Annotated in this window: 15 protein-coding genes, 2 rRNA genes and 1 other annotated feature; of the genes, 2 read left to right on the top strand and 15 right to left on the bottom strand. The window is 40.2% G+C overall.

Annotation, left to right across the window (positions count from 1 at the left end; translation table 11 throughout):
* Positions 1-20: 20 nt before the first annotated feature.
* From ABE34_RS14110 to ABE34_RS14080, 7 genes are all read right to left on the bottom strand, one after another.
* Positions 21-689, bottom strand: a complete 669-nt coding sequence (locus tag ABE34_RS14110; protein WP_197143180.1) for a deoxynucleoside kinase — start codon at positions 687-689, stop codon at positions 21-23.
* Complete coding sequence (locus ABE34_RS14105) at positions 686-1,324, bottom strand: deoxynucleoside kinase (protein WP_197143179.1); 639 nt, start codon at positions 1,322-1,324, stop codon at positions 686-688. The genes ABE34_RS14110 and ABE34_RS14105 overlap by 4 nt, the downstream gene beginning before the upstream one ends.
* Positions 1,325-1,502: 178 nt before the next feature.
* Entirely contained in the window at positions 1,503-3,914 is a 2,412-nt protein-coding gene (locus ABE34_RS14100) for a heavy metal translocating P-type ATPase (protein ID WP_197143178.1), read from the bottom strand.
* A gap of 81 nt (positions 3,915-3,995) precedes the next feature.
* Positions 3,996-4,202, bottom strand: coding sequence for a copper chaperone CopZ (gene copZ, locus ABE34_RS14095; RefSeq protein WP_197143177.1), 207 nt, complete (start codon positions 4,200-4,202; stop codon positions 3,996-3,998).
* Between the two features lie 58 nt (positions 4,203-4,260).
* A complete protein-coding gene (locus ABE34_RS14090) occupies positions 4,261-4,593 on the bottom strand; it encodes a metal-sensitive transcriptional regulator (protein WP_197143176.1) in 333 nt (110 codons plus the stop codon).
* Positions 4,594-4,671: 78 nt separating this feature from the next.
* A complete protein-coding gene (locus ABE34_RS14085) occupies positions 4,672-5,622 on the bottom strand; it encodes a cation diffusion facilitator family transporter (RefSeq protein WP_197143175.1) in 951 nt (316 codons plus the stop codon).
* Between the two features lie 20 nt (positions 5,623-5,642).
* Entirely contained in the window at positions 5,643-5,978 is a 336-nt protein-coding gene (locus tag ABE34_RS14080) for an ArsR/SmtB family transcription factor (protein ID WP_197143174.1), read from the bottom strand.
* Between the two features lie 184 nt (positions 5,979-6,162).
* Between ABE34_RS14080 and tadA the strand changes: the two genes are divergently transcribed.
* Entirely contained in the window at positions 6,163-6,681 is a 519-nt protein-coding gene (gene tadA, locus ABE34_RS14075) for a tRNA adenosine(34) deaminase TadA (RefSeq protein WP_197143173.1), read from the top strand.
* Positions 6,682-6,759: 78 nt separating this feature from the next.
* Here tadA and serS read toward each other — a convergent pair whose 3' ends face one another.
* The 3 genes from serS to pdxS form a co-directional block, all read right to left on the bottom strand.
* Positions 6,760-8,040 carry a serine--tRNA ligase gene (gene serS, locus ABE34_RS14070; RefSeq protein WP_197143172.1) on the bottom strand — a complete coding sequence of 427 codons (1,281 nt, stop codon included), beginning with the start codon at positions 8,038-8,040 and terminating at the stop codon, positions 6,760-6,762.
* A 70-nt stretch (positions 8,041-8,110) separates the two neighbouring features.
* Positions 8,111-8,334 (bottom strand) — a binding site (T-box leader).
* 49 nt (positions 8,335-8,383) lie between these two features.
* Positions 8,384-8,947, bottom strand: a complete 564-nt coding sequence (pdxT, locus tag ABE34_RS14065) for a pyridoxal 5'-phosphate synthase glutaminase subunit PdxT (RefSeq protein ID WP_197143190.1) — start codon at positions 8,945-8,947, stop codon at positions 8,384-8,386.
* A 1-nt stretch (position 8,948) separates the two neighbouring features.
* Positions 8,949-9,833, bottom strand: a complete 885-nt coding sequence (gene pdxS / locus ABE34_RS14060; RefSeq protein WP_197143171.1) for a pyridoxal 5'-phosphate synthase lyase subunit PdxS — start codon at positions 9,831-9,833, stop codon at positions 8,949-8,951.
* A gap of 105 nt (positions 9,834-9,938) precedes the next feature.
* On the opposite strand from pdxS, the gene ABE34_RS14055 reads away from it, so the two are divergent.
* Positions 9,939-11,366, top strand: a complete 1,428-nt coding sequence (locus ABE34_RS14055) for a PLP-dependent aminotransferase family protein (protein ID WP_197143170.1) — start codon at positions 9,939-9,941, stop codon at positions 11,364-11,366.
* A 25-nt stretch (positions 11,367-11,391) separates the two neighbouring features.
* On the opposite strand, the gene asnB is transcribed toward ABE34_RS14055, so the two are convergent.
* From asnB to ABE34_RS14030, 5 genes are all read right to left on the bottom strand, one after another.
* Positions 11,392-13,230, bottom strand: coding sequence for an asparagine synthase (glutamine-hydrolyzing) (gene asnB / locus ABE34_RS14050; protein ID WP_197143169.1), 1,839 nt, complete (start codon positions 13,228-13,230; stop codon positions 11,392-11,394).
* A 302-nt stretch (positions 13,231-13,532) separates the two neighbouring features.
* Complete coding sequence (locus tag ABE34_RS14045; RefSeq protein ID WP_346655565.1) at positions 13,533-14,864, bottom strand: D-alanyl-D-alanine carboxypeptidase family protein; 1,332 nt, start codon at positions 14,862-14,864, stop codon at positions 13,533-13,535.
* Positions 14,865-15,005: 141 nt separating this feature from the next.
* Positions 15,006-16,469 (bottom strand): IMP dehydrogenase, encoded by a 1,464-nt coding sequence (gene guaB, locus ABE34_RS14040; protein ID WP_197143168.1) that lies wholly within the window; start codon positions 16,467-16,469, stop codon positions 15,006-15,008.
* 298 nt (positions 16,470-16,767) lie between these two features.
* A 5S ribosomal RNA gene (gene rrf / locus ABE34_RS14035) occupies positions 16,768-16,883 on the bottom strand.
* Positions 16,884-16,947: 64 nt separating this feature from the next.
* Positions 16,948-19,424 (bottom strand): 23S ribosomal RNA (locus ABE34_RS14030); the annotation flags it as partial.

Genomic DNA, 19,424 nt, shown 5'->3' with positions numbered 1-19,424 from the left:
TTTTAAGCATAGTTTATTTCTTATTTACGTAAATGACTTGTTTGTTTTAGCATATGACTGATGCGGCTCACAATTGATTCAATTGCTTCAGGATTTTTTAATAAATCATAATCATTAATATCTAAACGTAGAACCGGGCATGAATTAAAATTATTGATCCAGTTCTCATAGCGATCATCCATTTCAATCCAGTAATCATGTGGTGTTTGTTGCTCCATTGAACGTCCACGCTCTTGAATACGACCAATTACATCATCAATTGGCCCCTCTAGATAAACAAGTAAATCTGGATGAGGGAAGTACGGTGTCATCACCATCGCATCAAATAAATTTGTATACGTCTCATAATCTGTCGGGCTCATTGTACCTTTGTCATAGTGCATCTTCGCAAAAATCCCTGTATCTTCGTAGATTGAGCGATCTTGAATAAACCCGCCGCCATATTCAAAGATTCGCTTCTGCTCCTTAAAACGCTCAGCTAAAAAATACACTTGTAAATGGAAGCTCCATTTTTCAAAGTCCTCATAAAATTTATCTAAATATGGATTCGTATCCACCTTTTCAAAAGACGTACGAAAATTTAGCGCCTCTGCCAACGCTTTTGTCATCGTTGATTTCCCTACACCAACCGTACCAGCGATTGTAATGACCGTTTGTGGTGGAATATCGTATTTCTCTCTCAAATTCATTGTTGCAAACTCCTTTGTTGTAACGTGTCCTTTATTGTTTGTAAAACATATGTCAAATCATTTGGATTTTTTACGAAATCAAGCTGATCACCATTAAATCGAATAATAGGAATTTCAGGATGCATTTTCTCAAAATGCTCGATAAAAGAATGATAATCTGCCACCAGTTGCTCCATGTAATCTCGCGAAATCATTTTTTCAAATTCACGACCACGCATCGCAATACGTTTCATCAACGTATCAACGCTGGCATGTAAATAAACAACTACATTAGGTACAGGCATATCTTTCGTTAATATTTTATAGATTTCCTCGTATTTATCATACTCAGTTGATGCCAATGTACGCTTTGCAAATATTAAGTTTTTAAAAATATGGTAATCCGCTACAACAGGTTTATCATGCGTTAAACGGAAACTTTTTATATCCGATAATTGTTTATAGCGATTACATAGGAAGAACATTTCCGTTTGGAAGCTCCATTCCTCAATGTTTTCATAAAACTTATTTAGAAAAGGGTTTTCGTCTACTATTTCTTTTAATAGATGGTAATTAAATGCCGCCGCAATCTCTTTCGATAAAGAGGTTTTACCAACACCAATCGGACCTTCTACCGTAACAAATGGAACCGTCACCAGAAGCTCCTCCTTTATGTTCTATGGATTCTATCATCAATTACCTCGTCTTCGAGGTTCTTTATAATCAGTGCTTTTCATTGTATCATAGAGAGAAAATGAAAGACAGAATCAAACTATTTCTCTATAAAATAGGCGACAAAAAAATAGACCCACCATAGTGGATCTATTTTTAACCTTATAATTTAACTCGCTGTAAACGCAGTGCATTTAATACAACAGATACTGAACTAAACGCCATCGCTGCACCTGCTACCCAAGGAGCTAGTAAACCGATTGCGGCAATTGGAATACCTAATGTATTGTAAGCAAATGCCCAGAATAAGTTTTGTTTAATGTTGCGCATTGTTTTACGACTCATTATGATAGCATCTGCGATACTGTTTAAATCACCACGAATTAGTGTAATATCCGCTGCTTCCATAGCTACGTCAGTACCGGTACCAATCGCCATCCCAATATTAGCTGTCGCAAGTGCCGGCGCATCATTAATGCCATCCCCAACCATCGCCACTTTTTTACCTTGAGCTTGTAGTTTTTTCACTTCATCTGCTTTGCCTTCCGGAAGAACTTCAGCAATCACATGATCCACACCAACTTCTGCTCCGATTGCTTGTGCTGTACGTTCATTATCACCAGTCATCATAATGACAGTAATACCCATTTCTTGTAAACGACTAACCGCTTCTTTTGAAGTATCTTTTACTGTATCAGCAACTGCTACTAGGCCAGCATACTGACCGTTAATCGCAGCTAACATGGCAGTTTTACCGTTTTCCTCTAATTGCTCCATTGTTGTTAGAATATCATCAATATGAATACCGTATTGTTGCATCAATTTACGAGTACCGATGACGACTCCTTGACCAGATACAGTCGCTTGCACACCGTAACCTGGTATGGCTTCAAAAAATTGAACATCTCCTAGGTCGATTCCTCGATCAGTAATTCCTTGAACAATTGCTTCTGCTAACGGATGCTCGGATTGCTTCTCTGCTGCACCGATTAACGATAAAAAATGTGCCTCGTCTTGATTCGCCGCTAATACAACATCCGTTAATACAGGTTTACCGTGTGTCACTGTACCTGTTTTATCAACAACTACAGTATCGATGCTTTGTGTTTGCTCTAAATGCTCTCCACCTTTAAATAAAATACCAAATTCCGCCGCACGGCCAGAGCCCGCCATAATCGATGTTGGCGTTGCTAATCCAAGCGCACATGGACAAGCAATAACAAGTACTGCGATTAATACTTCTAGTGCAGGTGTAAATTCACCTGGTCGCACCCAAACAATCCAGATTAGAAACGCTACAATTGCAATACCAACAACGATTGGTACAAAAACACCTGAAATTTGGTCTGCTAAGCGTTGGATCGGCGCTTTTGAGCCTTGTGCGTCTTCTACAACTTTAATAATTTGAGCTAAGGCCGTATCGCGCCCAACTTTAGTTGCCGTCATTTTAATAAAACCATTTTTATTAATAGTGGAACCGAATAATAAATCGCCTTGCTTTTTATCAACAGGTAAACTCTCTCCTGTTAACATCGATTCATCGACAGCTGTTGTTCCTTCTAACACTTCACCATCGACAGGGATTTTTTCACCAGGTTTCACTAAAATAATGTCGCCAATGGCTACTTCTTCTAATGGTACTTCTTCTTCTACACCGTCACGAACAACGATGGCCGTTTTAGCCTGAAGGCCCATTAACTTTTTGATTGCTTCAGAAGAGCGACCCTTTGCTTTTGCCTCAAATAATTTACCTAATAAAATTAAAGTAATTAATACGGCACTCGTTTCAAAATATAAATGAGGGGCATGATGTGACCCCGTAGTAATTATGGCTTGATATAAACTATAAAAATATGCTGCAGAGGTTCCCATCACTACAAGCACATCCATATTGGCACTACCGTTGCGTAAAGCTTTGTATGCCCCAACATAAAATTGTTTCCCAATGATAAATTGAACGGGAGTGGCCAACACCATTTGCACCCACGGATTCATTAAAAATTCCGGAACATATAAAAATGATGTAAATGAGAAGTGTCCTACCATCGTCCAAAGTAATGGTAATGAAAGAATGGCCGAGAAAATAAATTTTTGCTGCTGTTGCTTGATAGCCTGTTCTCGATGATTTACTGTCTCTTGATCTTCTGCTTTTTGATGCGCTTCATATCCTAATTGTTCAACCTTCGCAATCAAATCTGCAATCGTCACCTCAGATGGGTTAAACTCTATATTTGCTTTTTCGAGCGCTAAGTTTACGTTCGCAGAGGATACACCTGCCAGTTTATTTAAACCCTTTTCTATCCGTGTTGCGCAGGCCGCACATGTCATACCTGTAATATCGAATTCAGTTTTTTGTTTAACGACACCATAACCAAGTGCTTCAATTTTCTTTTCAAAGTCTTCTTCATTTAGTTTTGTCGGATCATATTTAATGGACGATTTTTCAAGAGCTAAATTAACCGTCGCTTGTTCTACACCATCCATTTTATTTAAACCTTTTTCTATACGAGTTGCACAGGCTGCACATGTCATACCTGTAATTTGCAAATTCGCTTCCTTTATTTCTGAACTCATGATCATTTCTCCTCCCTACATACCAACAGGGGGTATGTGTAATTGAAAATAATAGAGTGCTACTTGAGCACCCTATTTATATTATTTAACGTCATAGCCTTGATCGTCGATTGCTTCTTTAATTTGGTCTAGAGATACTCGTGTTTCATCGAATGCTACATCTACTAAACCATCAGCTAAGTTTACTTTTACTTGTTCAACGCCTGCTAAAGCTCCAACACTTTTTTCCACTGAATTTACACAATGTCCACATGACATTCCTTGTACGTTTAATGTTACGTTTTGCATAAAATATCTCTCCTTTTATTTTATATACTATATAGGGGTATATATTTATTAAAAAATTTTACTTCTTCATTAATTTTTGGATAGTCACTACTAATTCATCTAACACTGCTTCATCACCTTCTGATAGGCGATCTACTACACATCCCTTTAAATGACCTTCTAATAATATTTTTGCTACACTATTTAAAGCAGACTGTGTGGCAGACAGTTGCGTAATAATATCATCGCAGTAAACATCTTTGTCAATCATCCCTTTAACACCTCGGATTTGACCTTCGATTCGATTTAAACGAGTCGTTAAATCTTTTTTAACGCGTTCAGGATGATGACTTTTTCGACACGACATACCTTCCTCTGTATGACAAACATCCTCTTTCACTATATCCTCCATACAATACACCTCCTACTCACACTTATCATACTATACCCACGAAGGGTATGCAAAGAGTAAAAAGAACTAAAAATTTTATTAATGATGATGGTGATTCGACTGCTCAGTTTTTATTGTACATAAAATGGATTGATCATGCTTATGCGCTACTGTTTCCAATTGAATCGTCACATGCTTTATGCCCTTATGTTCAAGATTATGTTCAATTTCCCGTAATATATGCTCACCATCCGCAATTTTTAGCTGATCATCGACAACCGCATGACAAGAAAGTGCATTTGTTCCACTTGTTATTGTCCAAATGTGTAAATCATGAATGCTATGAACGCCATTTGTTTGTACAATAGTTTGTACGATCTCTTCAACGTCAACGTTGGAAGGTGTGCCTTCCATGAGAACATGGACAGCAGCCTTCGTTACATAGTAGCCGCTTCTTAATACTAATGCTGCAACAATAACACTCGCAAGTGGATCAGCCCAGCCCCAGCCAAAAAACATTATTAACAGTGCGGCAACGATGGCCCCTACAGATCCAAGCATATCGCTTAATACGTGTAAATAAGCTCCACGCATATTTAAATTATCTTTTGTATCACTGCCACGCATCATAATCCAGGCTACTAAAATATTTATCAAAAGACCGATTGTACTAATAACTAGCATGCCTGTTGTTGCTACTTCTGGTGGATTGGTAAAACGTTCTAATGCCTCATAGAAAATGAATAAAGCAATCAAAATTAAAGTCACACCATTTAATACCGCTGCTAAAATTTCAAATCGTTTATAACCGTATGTTTTACTATAGCTCGCAGCCTTTTCTCCAAATATAAAAGCAAGTAAAGCTATTGCTAATGAAATTGAATCACTTAACATATGTCCTGCATCGGATAAAAGAGCCAAACTATTTGTTAAATAGCCACCAATCGCTTCAACAACCATATAACTCGTAATAATAATAAATGATAAGATTAACACCTTTTTATTTGCGCCATGTGTATGGTCATGGCTGTGATCATGATTATGTCCCATTTCTCATCCCTCCATTAGTTCTAGTTATGTGTAGCATGCTCAATAGCTTGCATTAACAAATTCATAATGTGATCATCATCTTTTGAATAATATAAGGTTGTGCCTTCCCTTCTATATTTCACTAACCGTAAATTTTTCAAAAAACGTAACTGATGTGAAACTGTTGATTGGCCTAAATCTAAAATTTCAGCGATGTCGTTGACTGAATGCTCATCCGTACATAATAAATTCAAAATGCGAATTCTTGTCGGATCACTTAAAGCTTTAAATGTTTGAGACACGACGAATAGTGTCTCTTCGTCTAAATGTTGTTCTTTTTTATTATGAACCTCTGTATTTTGTAATTTTTCGTCCATTTAGCTTACCCCTAACTTTTATATTTATATATGAGCATGTGTTCATATATAAATATAGATGGTTGTTTTGAATATGTCAACGTTTTAACTTTTTACATAATACGGAGGCGATGTTGCCGAGACTTATTTGACAGTAGCAATTGTTAATTAAGCAAGATACACTAAATGATAAGGAGAGATCATAGTGGATATTTTTGAAACAGACCGATTGTTTATGAACAATGCACTGGAAGAAGCTAAGAAAGCAGCCTTACTTGGGGAAGTGCCGATAGGAGCTGTGCTTGTCTACGATGGAGAGATTATTGCACGTGCTCATAATTTACGAGAAACAACACAAAACGCGACGACGCACGCTGAACTAATGGTTATTCAAGAAGCTTGTAAAAAAATAGGTAGCTGGCGTCTTGAAAAAACAACACTCTATGTGACGCTTGAACCTTGCCCTATGTGTGCAGGTGCCATTTTACAATCTCGTGTGCCACGTGTTGTATATGGTGCAAGAGATATAAAAGCTGGCTGTGTAGATTCACTCTATCGTTTATTAAACGATGCACGCTTTAACCATGAATGTGAAGTATCAGAGGGAATTTTAGCTGAGGAATGTGGACAAATCTTAACCGATTTTTTCCGAGCATTACGCGAACGAAAAAAGGCCGAGAAAAAAGCGCGACAAGCTTTAATTGTTGAGAATGAAGAATTTTAATAAAAAATTCACCCTACTGGTTAAAAGAAAAACTACTGTTGAAATTTCAACAGTAGTTTTTTCATTTTTTGACTCCGGTTACTTTGGAGCGATTACTTCTTTTCCGCCCATATATGGTCTTAATACTTCAGGAATCACTACGCTTCCATCTGCTTGTTGATAGTTTTCTAAGATTGCTGCTACTGTACGGCCGATTGCAAGACCTGAGCCGTTTAATGTGTGTACATACTCCGGTTTTGCATTTGGCTCACGACGGAAGCGAATATTTGCTCGACGTGCTTGGAAATCTTCAAAGTTAGAGCATGAAGAAATTTCACGGTACATATTTTGCGCTGGAATCCAAACTTCTAAATCGTACTTTTTAGCTGCAGTAAAGCCTAAATCAGCTGTACACATTTTTAGTTTGCGGTATGGTAACCCTAATAATTGCAGTACTTTTTCAGCATGACCTGTTAATAGTTCTAACTGTTCATAAGATTCCTCTGGTTTAACAAAGCGTACTAATTCTACTTTGTTGAATTGATGTTGACGAATTAAACCACGTGTATCGCGTCCCGCAGATCCTGCCTCTGAACGGAAGCAAGCACTATATGCTGCAAAGCCTTGTGGTAAAGCTTCAACCGGTAAAATTTCATCACGGTAGAAATTTGTCACAGGTACTTCTGCTGTTGGAATCATGAAGTAATCTGTATCAACCAATTTAAAGACATCTTCTTCAAATTTAGGTAGTTGTCCTGTACCTGTTAAGCTATCGCGATTAACAATTACAGGCGGTAGCATTTCTTCATAGCCATGCTCTTCTGCATGTAAGTCCATCATAAACGTCATTAATGCACGTTCTAAACGAGCACCAAGGCCACGATAGAATAGGAAACGACTACCAGTTACTTTTGCACCACGTTCAAAGTCTACAATTTGTAAGTCCGTAGCGATATCCCAGTGTGCTTTAATGTCAAAATTAAACGTTGGTACCTCACCCCAAGTATATTCCTCTACATTATCATCCTCTGTTGTGCCAACTGGTACAGATTCATGTGGAACGTTTGGTAAACGCATCATCATATCTTTAAAGCGATCTTCTACATCATTTAATTGGACATCTAGCTCTTTAATTTCATCGCCAACCTGACGCATACGTGCAATAACTTCATCCGCATTTTCCTTATTACGTTTCATAATAGAAATTTGCTCAGATACTTTATTGCGCTCAGCTTTAAGCTCTTCTGTTTTTGCAATTAATTCACGACGCTTTGCATCTAATTGTTCAAAATCGTCTAAGTTTCCTAAATCCTCATTACGTGTTAATAACATTTCTTTAATTTCTGCGAAATTGTCGCGCACGCGTTTAATATCTAACATCGTCATACCTCCAGTAGATTCTTAATGATGGGAAAATAGTTAGGGAAACACAAAAAAAGCCCTCATCCCCAAAAGGGACGAGAGCTACCCGCGTTGCCACCCTAATTGACTAGACACTTTGTACTTTGTCTAATCCACTTATTTCATAACGGCATTTCAGCCGGCGACAGCCTACTTCATTCACTTCGACTGCGCAACTCCAGGACGGATTCACAAGTGCTTTTATCAGCTTCCACCACCCGCTGACTCTCTAAAAAAAACGAGCTTGTTACTACTTCCCATCATCGTGTTAAGTTATTTAAATTTTATCCATACTGTACTATATGAAATGAGATTTTGCAAGTCATACCATAAAAGATACAAAATATTCAAGAATACGTGTATCTTCCGTTAATTCAGGATGGAAGGAACAACCTAAAAAATGACCGTCTTTTGCTAAAACGATTTTCCCGTCATGCTCCGCTAATACTTCAACACCTTCACCTACAGAAACAATATGTGGCGCGCGTATAAAGACAGCCGGAATGGCAGGACCTATTTCAGGTATGTCGAGCTTCACTTCAAAGCTATCTACTTGACGTCCATAAGAATTCCGTGCAACTAACACGTCCATTACTGCTAAATGTGATTCATAATCCACTAAGTCCTTCGCTAATAAAATCAATCCTGCACATGTTCCAAACATCGGTAAACCTTGCTTTGCAAGTGTGCGAATTGGCTCTAATAACTCGTATCGATTCAGCAATTTGCGCATCGTTGTGCTTTCTCCACCAGGCAAGACAAGTCCATCAAGCTTCTCTAAATCACTTCTTTGTTTTACTAAGACCGCTTCGCATCCGAGAGACTCTAACGTTTGCACATGCTCTCGCACCGCGCCCTGTAATGCCAAAACACCGATTCGCTTCATTTTACCAGCCTCGCTCTTGCATACGCTCATTTTGACTAAGCTGTGCAATATCGATGCCTTTCATCGGAACACCTAACTCTTTTGAAATTTCAGCAATTAGCTTGTAGTCCTTATAATGCGTAGTAGCTTCAACAATTGCACGAGCAAATTTCTCTGGATTTTCTGATTTGAAAATGCCAGAGCCAACAAATACACCGTCTGCTCCAAGCTCCATCATTAATGCTGCATCCGCTGGCGTAGCAACTCCACCCGCTGCAAAATTTACTACTGGTAAACGGCCAAGACGCTTAATTTCTCTTAATAATTCAAAAGGAGCACCAAGCAATTTAGCCTCTGTCATTAATTCGTCCTCTGTCATCCCCACTACCTTACGTACTTGCGCATTCACTTTTCGAATATGGCGAACTGCCTCTACAATATTACCCGTCCCAGGTTCCCCTTTAGTTCGTAGCATAGAAGCCCCCTCACCTATGCGTCGAGCTGCTTCACCCAAATCACGGCACCCACAAACAAAAGGCACTGTATAATCACTTTTTAATAAATGAAACTCCTCATCCGCTGGCGTTAATACTTCACTTTCATCAATATAATCAACACCCATTGCTTCTAACACTCTTGCTTCTACAATATGTCCAATACGTGCTTTAGCCATTACGGGAATGGATACAGCTCCCATGACCTCCTCGACAATACGAGGATCCGCCATACGTGCAACACCACCCGCCTTACGAATGTCTGATGGTACTCGTTCTAATGCCATGACAGCTACAGCCCCTGCAGCTTCCGCAATTTTCGCCTGCTCCGCATTAATAACATCCATAATGACACCACCCTTTTGCATTTCTGCCATCCCGCGCTTAACTAATTCTGTACCTGTTTGTCTCATGATTTCTAACCTCCACCTTTATGATGAAATTTAGTATAATCGAAATTGACCATATAAAAATATCCAGTTTACTAAATAACCATAAGGTCAGGAGGATGAATGAATATGGACATGCTATTATTCCAACTAGAAAAAAATGGTGAAAAACCGCTCTATGACCAGCTTTATAGCGGCATTAAAGAAGCTATTATTTCAAAGAAAATTGCAGTAGGAGAAAAATTACCATCAAAAAGAAAATTAGCCGATTTTTTGAATATTTCTCAAACAACGATTGAAATTGCATATGCACAGTTACTTGCAGAAGGCTATATTATGTCTAAATCTCGCGTCGGTTATTTTGTAGAGGAAATTGACGAGCTTCCATATATTCAGCAGGACACAATAGCGGCTATACACGAACAAGTAAAGAAAAAATCGTACAAAATAGATTTTAATCCTGGTTCTATCGATATTGATGTCTTCCCATTTCAAACATGGCGGAAATATGCGAAAGAGCTCTTTGATGATGCCTCAAAGGAATTATTATTAACAGGTGAGCCTCAGGGAGAACTATCTTTACGAACGGAAATTGCTAATTATTTATTTCAATCACGTGGGGTTGTTTGTAGTCCCGAGCAAATTGTCATCGGCTCAGGAACAGAACAACTTCTACCAATGATATTGCGACTTTTTGGTGACGATACTTGCTTTGCACTTGAAAACCCAGGGTATCCTGCTGTGCATCGTATGTTTTCTCAGCATAAACGAAAAGTCTATCCAATTGCGGTCGATGATGAAGGAATTGTCATTCATGAGCTCGAAAATACTAGTGCTGACGTTGTCTACATAACGCCATCACACCAATTCCCTACAGGGGCAGTATTATCGGCTACAAGACGTGCACAGGCTTTAAATTGGGCCGCACAAAGCTCCTCTCGATACATAATTGAAGATGATTATGATTCCGAATTTCGTTATACTGGAAAACCAATTCCTGCACTTCATGCATTAGATCGAAATGATAAAGTCATTTATATGAGTACATTTACAAAATCATTAATGCCGTCCTTACGTGTTGCTTATTTTGTACTTCCATCAAAATTACTTGCTACTTATAATGATGTATTTAATTACTATTCATCAACGGTACCCCGCTTTGATCAACATATCGTAGCTAATTTTATGCGTGACGGCCATTTTGCAAAGCATTTAAATCGGATGAGGAAGGTTTATCGAAAAAAACATGAAAAACTTACTTCTATTTTAGAAAACTATTCTAATCAGATTAATATTACCGGTGAGCAAGCAGGAATGCATATTTTACTCGATGTACAGCATACTTTGTCCGAAAAGCATTTACAGCAGCTTGCCTCCAATATGGACATCAAAATCTATTCACTATCTGATTATCGCCTAGATCACTCCGCCGCACCCTCGCAAGCTCAATTTTTACTAGGTTTTGGAGGTATACCTGTACATGAAATTGAACCTTCAATTGAAAAGCTAATGAACTGTTGGGGCATACAGAAAAAACACCGATCAACCTTACCTTAAAAGGTTGATCGGTATTTCCGTTATATTACGATTCAATTAGTTGGATATTGTATAGCTTAAACCATGTATGGATTTGGCCGAGATAAGCCAAAAGCTGTGGACCTGCCATTAATTGTCCATACCAAGGAACTTTGAAAGAACTACCACCAGATTCAATTAGCCCTATTAGCTTCTGCCGCTCAAACAATTCATGAAGAATTGAATTTTTATCCTCCATTATTTCTCTTAGCCATTTTTGAACACCTGCCGTATAAACTGGATGATATGTTTTAGGGTACGGATTCTTTTTCCGATATAAAACTTCTTCTGGCAATAAATGTTGCATTGCCTTACGAAGCAAACCCTTTTCTATACCACCTAAATTTTTCATTTCCCAAGGAATATTCCACGCATATTCCACAAGTCGATGATCTGCAAATGGAACACGAACTTCAAGACTCGCTCCCATGCTCATACGATCTTTGCGTTCCAGTAATGTTTGCATAAACCATACCATGTTCAAATAAAACATTTCACGTTGCCTTGCTTCCTCTTTACTCTCTCCATCAAGATATGGTACTTCAGAAATGGTTTGCGAATATGCCTGCTGTGCAAATGATTCAACTGTTAATTTCTTACGCCACCGCTCTTGTAACATTGTTGATCTTTCAGACAGTGAACGAATCCAAGGAAAACCTGTTGTCTTTTCTGTAAACCATGGATAGCCGCCGAAAATTTCATCTGCACATTCACCCGACAGCGCAACCGTAAAGTCTTTTTTTATTTCTCGACAAAACCATAATAACGATGAATCTACATCTGCCATCCCTGGGGAATCTCTAACAATGACAGACTCTACTAACCAATCGATTAGTTGCCGCTGAGAAATTTCCTCAGCATGATGTTCTGTACGAAAGGTATCTGTCATTTTGTGAATCCAATACGTGTCTGTTGATGTTTGAAAAGCATGTGGATTAAAGAAGCGTTCATTATCCTCATAATCTATGGAGTACGTATGGAGCTTACCTTTATTTTGTTCATGAAACCTATTTGCTGCAATTCCTGTAATAATGCTGGAATCTAATCCACCTGAAAGAAATGTACAAATTGGTACGTCTGAAACAAGCTGTCGTTCAATAGCATCTGTTAACAAAAAACGGACATGATCAATGGTTTCCTCTAAAGACTCTTCATGACGTTTACTCTGCAACTGCCAATACTGCCAAACCCGTATGCCCTCTCTAGAGAAACGCATTGCATATCCTGGACGTAGCTCACTAATATTTTGAAAAAGTGACTTTCCAGGCATTCTAGACGGCCCTACAGCCATCATATTTGCCAGCCCTTCCGTATTAACAGTTGGTGTAATCAATGGATGAGCTAATAATGCTTTCACCTCGGATGCAAAAAGCAGGCCGTCTTGTTGTTCTGTGTAAAACAAAGGTTTTACACCTAGTCGATCTCGACATAAAAAAAGAGATTGTGATTGTTCATCCCATATACCAAAAGCGAAAATTCCATTTAAAAAATCAACACACTGCTCTTTCCATTCAATATAAGCCGTTAATAATACTTCCGTATCTGAATGTGTTGTAAAAGCATGCCCCCGGTGTTGGAGCTCTTTCCTTAATTCTTCTGTATTATAAAGCTCGCCATTATATGTAATGACATAGTTTGCAGCATCATGAGATTTTTTCATCGGCTGCTTCCCACCGATTAAATCTATGACAGCTAGCCGACGATGGCCAAATGCAATATGCTCACTACACCAAATATTTTCATCATCAGGCCCTCGTTTATTTAATGTCTGCGTCATTAACTTTAGAATTTCATTACTTGTTCTTAAATCCTTTTGAAAGCTAGCCCATCCAGTAATACCACACATTTAGCCACATCCTTTCGCCTAATAGCGTATGCAGTAGAGCGAAAAAACGTGAAAAAGAACACGAGATGTTTGAAAACATCTCGTGTTCTTTAAGTTAAGTATTAATCAATTATGCCTCGGCATAATTGCGTCCGGAATCGGCTTTGTGCTTAGGCCTGCATGACGCAGGTCAGTTAGCCGTTATCGCATGGATGCGATGATTTTAGGCTAACATCCCCTAAGAACTCCATTCCGATTCTGTGACATCCGCCGGAGGCTTTAACTTCTTTCAGCGGATGTTTGGTCACCCGCTGAAAAGGAAGTTAAAATAAGCCACCAACAAAGTCAGTAATGCTGTTCCATAAGTTTCCGAAGAAGCTACCAATACCTTGGAAGAATAATGAGATACCACTAGCACGCTCCACAGCCTCTGTTGTGACAACATCGACCTTAAGACCCTTACCGTCAATAAAACCGTGATCTGTGCCCTCTGTGCGCTCAATAACTACCTTCCCGACAACTGTATCCTTCTTAACCTCTGCTTCAAGACTCTTTTTATCTAATACTAGTTTAGGTTTATATAAGTCTTTTTCAGATGACTTGATCATAAATGAAACTGGTTCTTTAACAGCAATCGCTACATTCTTTTCTTTACCTTTCGTAACTTTTACTGTTTCTTGATCTTTAAACTTATAGTTCGCTGGGATAATTTCTTGTTTCGAGAATTGTGAGAAGCCATAGTTAAATAATTTAGCTGTTTCATCAAAGCGCGCTTTTCTTGTGCCTTCACCCTTTTCATCTACAGCCTTCATAACAACAGAAATTAAACGTGTACCATTACGCGTTGCAGTACCTGTAAAGCAATGTCCAGCAAAGTCTGTTGTACCTGTTTTTAACCCGTCGACGCCTTCATATGGGTTTGCTAATCCCGGTAACATATCGTTCCAGTTTCTCATTTCAATTCTATCTTCTGTACCTTCACGAAACGTCTTTTCTGCAATTTTAGACGTTTCTAATACCTCTGGATGATCTTTTAGTAAATGATATGCTAATTTTGCTACAGTTTTAGCAGGCATTACGTTTTCATCTTTTGGTCCAGTACCAGCTGGATGCATACCAAATAAATCTGCATTGTTAAGACCAGTAGAGTTTACGAATTTATAGTCTTTAAGACCAAGCTTTTCCGCTTTTTTATTCATTAATTTTATAAACTCAGTTTCAGTACCTGCAATTGTTTCCGCAATAGCCACTGTAGCAGCATTTGCAGAGTAAATAGCCATCGCTTCATACAATTCACGAATTGTGTAAGTTCCATCTCTACGTAATGGTACATTACTTAACGCACGGTTTTGTGAAATTTTATACGTATAATCAGTTACATGATATTCCTGATCCCATTTAACTGTACCTGCATCAATTGCATCCAATAGCAGGTATTCAGTCATCATTTTTGTCATACTCGCAATACCTAGTGAAGTATCTGCATTTTGTTCATATAAAATTTTTCCTGAATCTGCGTCAATTAAAATTGCAGCATCCACGTATAGTCCTAAATCTGTTTCTGCATTTGCCTTCGCTGGAATACCTGCTAAAACACTAAATAACAAAACAGGAATTAGGAGTAAGCGTATTACAGTATTCATTGTCTTTTTCACCTTTAAAGCCCTCCAAAAAATAATCTTGTCCTCGACATTTTATCATATATAGTAATGTCCGTGCGCACTCTCTATCATAAAAAAATGCCCTCGTGTCATCTTTGTAGACGATTCGAGAGCATAAAAGTTGCTAGTAATATATTACATCGAATAGTTTGGTGATTCTTTTGTGATTTGTACATCATGTGGATGTGATTCACGTAGACCTGCACCTGTCATTCGAACAAACTGAGCATTTTCACGTAAGAACTCAAGGTTAGCTGAACCGCAATAGCCCATACCTGCACGAATACCACCGATTAGTTGATAAATAGTATCCGCTAGAGGTCCTTTGTAAGGAAGACGACCTTCAATACCTTCAGGCACTAATTTTTTGGCATCCTCTTGGAAATAACGATCCTTTGAACCTTTTTCCATAGCTCCAATTGAACCCATACCACGGTATACTTTGAATCGACGACCTTGGAAGATTTCAGTTTCACCAGGAGATTCAGAAGTACCTGCAAGAAGTGAACCAAGCATTACAACATTACCACCCGCTGCAAGAGCTTTTACAATGTCACCAGAATATTTAATGCCTCCATCAGCAATAATTGTTTTCCCAAGTTCACGTGCTACTGTTGCACAATCGTAAACAGCTGTAATTTGTGGTACACCTACACCAGCTACGACACGAGTTGTACAAATAGATCCTGGTCCAATACCAACTTTCACTACATCTGCACCAGCTTCAAATAATGCGCGTGCACCTTCAGCTGTTGCCACGTTACCAGCGATAATTTCAAGCTCTGGGTAAGATTCACGGATAGAGCGAATTGTTTGTAATACACCCTCAGAATGACCGTGAGCTGTATCGATTACTACGATATCTACTTGTGCTTCAACAAGCTTTTCAATACGTATCATCGTATCTTTTGAAACACCAACTGCTGCCCCTACTAATAAACGACCATGTATGTCTTTTGCAGCGTTAGGGAACTCAATTACCTTCTCGATATCCTTAATTGTAATTAATCCAGTTAATTTACCTTCTTCATCTACAATTGGTAACTTTTCGATTTTATATTGTTGAAGAATCTTTTCAGCATCCTCTAGAGTCGTTCCAACAGGTGCTGTAATTAAATCTTCTTTCGTCATAACATCTTCAATTTTTAAAGAATAGTCAGAAATAAAGCGTAAGTCGCGGTTTGTAATGATCCCTACTAGCTTTTGGTTTTCCATGCTATCAACGATTGGTACACCAGAAATTCGGTATTTCCCCATTAAATGCTCAGCATCGAAAACTTGGTGAGTCGGAGTTAAGAAGAATGGGTTTGTAATAACACCATTTTCAGAACGTTTTACTTTTTCTACTTGCTCAGCTTGCTCATCAAGCGACATGTTCTTATGGATAATACCGATGCCACCTTGACGTGCCATAGCAATTGCCATTTTAGATTCTGTAACTGTATCCATGCCTGCGCTGATCATTGGAATATTTAATTTAATCTTCGGTGTTAGTTGAACTGATAAATCAACATCTTTCGGTAATACTTCTGAATGGGCTGGTACTAATAATACATCATCAAAAGTTAAACCTTCTTTGGCAAATTTAGTTTCCCACATTTTCGTAACGTCCTCCTATAGTTAAAAGAATATTAATTGTAAGATTAACAACGTGCTAAGCTACTGTCAAGAAACTTATAAAAGAAAGACAATTCAGATTTTTATCAGTGCCATCTCTGATAGACTTTTCTTCCTTTTTTATACGAAGAAAATATGGATTTTTTAATTTCTTCTACATTTCGTATATAAATATTAGTTAAGCTCTTCTTATTTTAAGCAAGTTTTGTGGAATTATTGATAAATTATTAATGTTTTTCAAAAAAAAAAAACAGCCAGCACACAGCTGACTGTTTACATTGCCTAGCGACGTCCTACTCTCACAGGGGGAAGCCCCCAACTACCATCGGCGCTAAAGAGCTTAACTTCCGTGTTCGGTATGGGAACGGGTGTGACCTCTTTGCCATCATCACTAGACATATAAAAGAATTAATTATTCTTTCAAAACTGGATAAACGGTGCATTGAATGTTTCAAACATTTTGGTTAAGTCCTCGATCGATTAGTATTCGTCAGCTCCATGTGTCACCACACTTCCACCTCGAACCTATCTACCTCATCGTCTTTGAGGGATCTTACTTACTTGCGTAATGGGAAATCTCATCTTGAGGGGGGCTTCATGCTTAGATGCTTTCAGCACTTATCCCGTCCACACATAGCTACCCAGCGATGCCTTTGGCAAGACAACTGGTACACCAGCGGTGTGTCCATCCCGGTCCTCTCGTACTAAGGACAGCTCCTCTCAAATTTCCTACGCCCACGACGGATAGGGACCGAACTGTCTCACGACGTTCTGAACCCAGCTCGCGTACCGCTTTAATGGGCGAACAGCCCAACCCTTGGGACCGACTACAGCCCCAGGATGCGATGAGCCGACATCGAGGTGCCAAACCTCCCCGTCGATGTGGACTCTTGGGGGAGATAAGCCTGTTATCCCCGGGGTAGCTTTTATCCGTTGAGCGATGGCCCTTCCATGCGGAACCACCGGATCACTAAGCCCGTCTTTCGACCCTGCTCGACTTGTAGGTCTCGCAGTCAAGCTCCCTTGTGCCTTTACACTCTACGAATGATTTCCAACCATTCTGAGGGAACCTTTGGGCGCCTCCGTTACCTTTTAGGAGGCGACCGCCCCAGTCAAACTGTCCGCCTGACACTGTCTCCTGCCCCGCTAAGGGGCATGGGTTAGAATTTCAATACAACCAGGGTAGTATCCCACCGACGCCTCCTTCGAAGCTGGCGCTCCGAGATCTCTGGCTCCTACCTATCCTGTACAAGTTGTACCAAAATTCAATATCAGGCTACAGTAAAGCTCCACGGGGTCTTTCCGTCCTGTCGCGGGTAACCTGCATCTTCACAGGTACTATAATTTCACCGAGTCTCTCGTTGAGACAGTGCCCAGATCGTTACGCCTTTCGTGCGGGTCGGAACTTACCCGACAAGGAATTTCGCTACCTTAGGACCGTTATAGTTACGGCCGCCGTTTACTGGGGCTTCAATTCGCAGCTTCGCTTGCGCTAACCACTCCTCTTAACCTTCCAGCACCGGGCAGGCGTCAGCCCCTATACGTCACCTTACGGTTTTGCAGAGACCTGTGTTTTTGCTAAACAGTCGCCTGGGCCTATTCACTGCGGCTCTCATGCGCTTGCACGCTCAAGAGCACCCCTTCTCCCGAAGTTACGGGGTCATTTTGCCGAGTTCCTTAACGAGAGTTCTCTCGCACACCTTAGGATTCTCTCCTCGACTACCTGTGTCGGTTTGCGGTACGGGCACCTCTCACCTCGATAGAGGCTTTTCTTGGCAGTGTGAAATCAGGAACTTCGTCCATACGGACTCGCCATCACAGCTCAACGTTACAGTGTGCGGATTTGCCTACACACACGCCTTACTGCTTGGACGCGCATAACCAACAGCGCGCTTACCCTATCCTACTGCGTCCCCCCATTTCTCAAACGGTGAGGAGGTGGTACAGGAATATCAACCTGTTGTCCATCGCCTACGCCTATCGGCCTCGGCTTAGGTCCCGACTAACCCTGAGCGGACGAGCCTTCCTCAGGAAACCTTAGTCATACGGTGGACGGGATTCTCACCCGTCTTTCGCTACTCATACCGGCATTCTCACTTCTAAGCGCTCCACCAGTCCTTCCGATCTGACTTCAACGCACTTAGAACGCTCTCCTACCACTGACATCGTAGATGTCAATCCACAGCTTCGGTGAATCGTTTAGCCCCGATACATTTTCGGCGCAGCGTCACTCGACCAGTGAGCTATTACGCACTCTTTAAATGATGGCTGCTTCTAAGCCAACATCCTGGTTGTCTGTGCAACGCCACATCCTTTTCCACTTAACGATTACTTTGGGACCTTAGCTGGTGGTCTGGGCTGTTTCCCTTTTGACTACGGATCTTATCACTCGCAGTCTGACTCCCGTGTATAAATATCTGGCATTCGGAGTTTGTCTGAATTCGGTAAACCGGGATGGCCCCCTAGTCCAAACAGTGCTCTACCTCCAGTATTCTCATCACGAGGCTAGCCCTAAAGCTATTTCGGAGAGAACCAGCTATCTCCAAGTTCGATTGGAATTTCTCCGCTACCCACACCTCATCCCCGCACTTTTCAACGTGCGTGGGTTCGGGCCTCCAGTAAGTGTTACCTCACCTTCACCCTGGACATGGGTAGATCACCTGGTTTCGGGTCTACGACCACGTACTAATTCGCCCTATTCAGACTCGCTTTCGCTGCGGCTCCGCCTTCTAAAGCTTAACCTCGCACGTAATCGTAACTCGCCGGTTCATTCTACAAAAGGCACGCTATCACCCATTAACGGGCTCTAACTACTTGTAGGCACACGGTTTCAGGATCTCTTTCACTCCCCTTCCGGGGTGCTTTTCACCTTTCCCTCACGGTACTGGTTCACTATCGGTCACTAGGTAGTATTTAGCCTTGGGAGATGGTCCTCCC

Origin of the sequence: Lysinibacillus sphaericus, from assembly GCF_015844675.1 — a bacterium.
In the GTDB taxonomy this organism is placed as follows: domain Bacteria; phylum Bacillota; class Bacilli; order Bacillales_A; family Planococcaceae; genus Lysinibacillus; species Lysinibacillus sphaericus_E.
This window is presented reverse-complemented; position numbering and strand designations above follow the sequence as displayed.

What these genes read in the sequence shown, in the direction of transcription:
- ABE34_RS14080 (WP_197143174.1), bottom strand. Translation starts at nt 5,978, where the DNA reads ATGGACGAAAAATTACAAAATACAGAGGTTCATAATAAAAAAGAACAA.
- serS (WP_197143172.1), bottom strand. Translation starts at nt 8,040, where the DNA reads ATGTTAGATATTAAACGCGTGCGCGACAATTTCGCAGAAATTAAAGAA.
- ABE34_RS14055 (WP_197143170.1), top strand. Translation starts at nt 9,939, where the DNA reads ATGGACATGCTATTATTCCAACTAGAAAAAAATGGTGAAAAACCGCTC.
- asnB (WP_197143169.1), bottom strand. Translation starts at nt 13,230, where the DNA reads ATGTGTGGTATTACTGGATGGGCTAGCTTTCAAAAGGATTTAAGAACA.
- ABE34_RS14100 (WP_197143178.1), bottom strand. Translation starts at nt 3,914, where the DNA reads ATGAGTTCAGAAATAAAGGAAGCGAATTTGCAAATTACAGGTATGACA.
- guaB (WP_197143168.1), bottom strand. Translation starts at nt 16,469, where the DNA reads ATGTGGGAAACTAAATTTGCCAAAGAAGGTTTAACTTTTGATGATGTA.
- pdxS (WP_197143171.1), bottom strand. Translation starts at nt 9,833, where the DNA reads ATGAGACAAACAGGTACAGAATTAGTTAAGCGCGGGATGGCAGAAATG.
- ABE34_RS14085 (WP_197143175.1), bottom strand. Translation starts at nt 5,622, where the DNA reads ATGGGACATAATCATGATCACAGCCATGACCATACACATGGCGCAAAT.
- pdxT (WP_197143190.1), bottom strand. Translation starts at nt 8,947, where the DNA reads ATGAAGCGAATCGGTGTTTTGGCATTACAGGGCGCGGTGCGAGAGCAT.
- ABE34_RS14090 (WP_197143176.1), bottom strand. Translation starts at nt 4,593, where the DNA reads ATGGAGGATATAGTGAAAGAGGATGTTTGTCATACAGAGGAAGGTATG.
- copZ (WP_197143177.1), bottom strand. Translation starts at nt 4,202, where the DNA reads ATGCAAAACGTAACATTAAACGTACAAGGAATGTCATGTGGACATTGT.
- ABE34_RS14110 (WP_197143180.1), bottom strand. Translation starts at nt 689, where the DNA reads ATGAATTTGAGAGAGAAATACGATATTCCACCACAAACGGTCATTACA.